This is a genomic window from Chitinivorax tropicus, assembly GCF_014202905.1.
GTDB lineage: Bacteria > Pseudomonadota > Gammaproteobacteria > Burkholderiales > SCOH01 > Chitinivorax > Chitinivorax tropicus.
This window is the reverse complement of sequence record NZ_JACHHY010000082.1, coordinates 1-1500: the sequence shown is the minus strand read 5'-3', so window position 1 is coordinate 1500 and position 1500 is coordinate 1. Positions and strand designations below refer to the sequence as shown.

The 1500-nt window shown below is 57.5% G+C and carries 2 protein-coding genes; both read right to left on the bottom strand.

Annotated features, from left to right (window positions below; all coding sequences use genetic code 11):
• Positions 1-754, bottom strand: a 754-nt coding sequence (locus HNQ59_RS19390; RefSeq protein ID WP_184042029.1) for a type VI secretion system Vgr family protein, incomplete at its 3' end; no start/stop codon positions are given.
• A gap of 540 nt (positions 755-1294) precedes the next feature.
• The coding region (locus HNQ59_RS19385; protein WP_425491415.1) for a hypothetical protein at positions 1295-1500 on the bottom strand (206 nt) is incomplete at its 5' end.

The window sequence follows — 1500 nt, the reverse complement described above, 5'->3', positions numbered from 1 at the left end:
GGCTGCCATGGTAGCGGATGCCCTGCCCCCCCAGGCTGTGGGCGCTGGCCCAGTCTTCCGGTACCAGGCGGCTGTGCGCGAATAGGGCCAGTTGGTGGCCACAGGCGTCTGTCAACGGGCTGTCTGTGTTGTCGTCACTCAGCTCTTCGATCCGGAAGGCTACGCCTGCTTCGCTCAGCAGGCGGCGGATGAATTGGTAGTCGGTTTCGCGGTATTGCACCCGGTAGGGGTGGTCGGTGATCCAGCCCGGCCAGTCTGCCAGCTCGGGGCTCACCCGCCAGGCCACGTGCGGGGCGTAGTCGGCCAGGATGGCTTCGACGATCAGTTGGGTGCTCTTGTGCTGGAACACCCGGCTGTGTTGGTGTTGGTGGGCAAACCACAGCCCCGGCACCAGGGTCAGGTTGTAGCGGGTCAGCCCGCCATCTGCGCCCAGAAAGGCTGCGTCGGCGATATAGCCACTACGGCGCTGTCGGCTGCCATCTGGCAGGCTGATCCACAGCCGCGCCTGCCGGCCCAGTAGGCTCGACAGGTCCAGATAGGCATCGGTGGACAGGCAGATCAGCTCGAAGACCGACAAGCCGTCCAGCTGTTCCACTCCCGCGAAGGATTCCAGCAGCAGGCTCGCCGCATCCAGCCTTTCAATGTCCAGGTCATACAGTCGGGTGTCCGCCGTCAGCAAGGCCGGCAGGCCCAGCTGCGTCGATAAGGCGCTCAGCACCTGCGCGCCGGGAACGGAAACAGGGGTCGAAAGCATACAAAATCGTCTTCTAAAAGGTCAGCGCGGCTTGCTCGCAGGCTTCTGCTTCTCCGCCTTCTCCAGATGCGAAATCACTTCCTCTCGCAGAAGTTCAGCGTCGCGGCCCCACTATCGCTGCATCAACTGACACGACTGATTGAAAGATTCTCTGACTATCTTGTCGAAAAACGTACCACCATTTTATACAACTTACTTTTCAATAATCATCATCAAGGATCGCAAGAAAAGTGCATGCTGCTAGATGATGACCTGCCACCCAACACTCGCTCAACTTGCAAGCAATATGAACTGTTTCATTCGAGAGAAAGGCGTCACCTCGTCAAATCTGAAGACGTCCACTGCTTCCAGTCTAGCCTCACCTTGATCACTACGCCCGACTTCGACATGCAGGTCATCCAGCGCACGTATCCGCAATGTGCTGGCATCCCCCTACCCAGACATCACATACGCCTTCATCGCGCCCGACAGGCCCATGCGGCGGCTTTTCCATCAGTTGAGCACCATTGAAGACATTCACAACAATGCACCACATCAAGCTCAGCGCAATTCCGGCAAAAGCGGCTCTGTTGTGCGGATGCGCATGGTGCGGACCAGCTCATCCAAACGTTTTTGATTACGTTCAAAAGGTGCGGGTGCTTTATTCAATAGCTTAGGAAAGAACGATGGGTTGAAACTCTCCATTTTCACCACCTGCGAGGGGAAAATCTGGCTATTCACGTAACCGGCATAGCCAGTGTAAACGC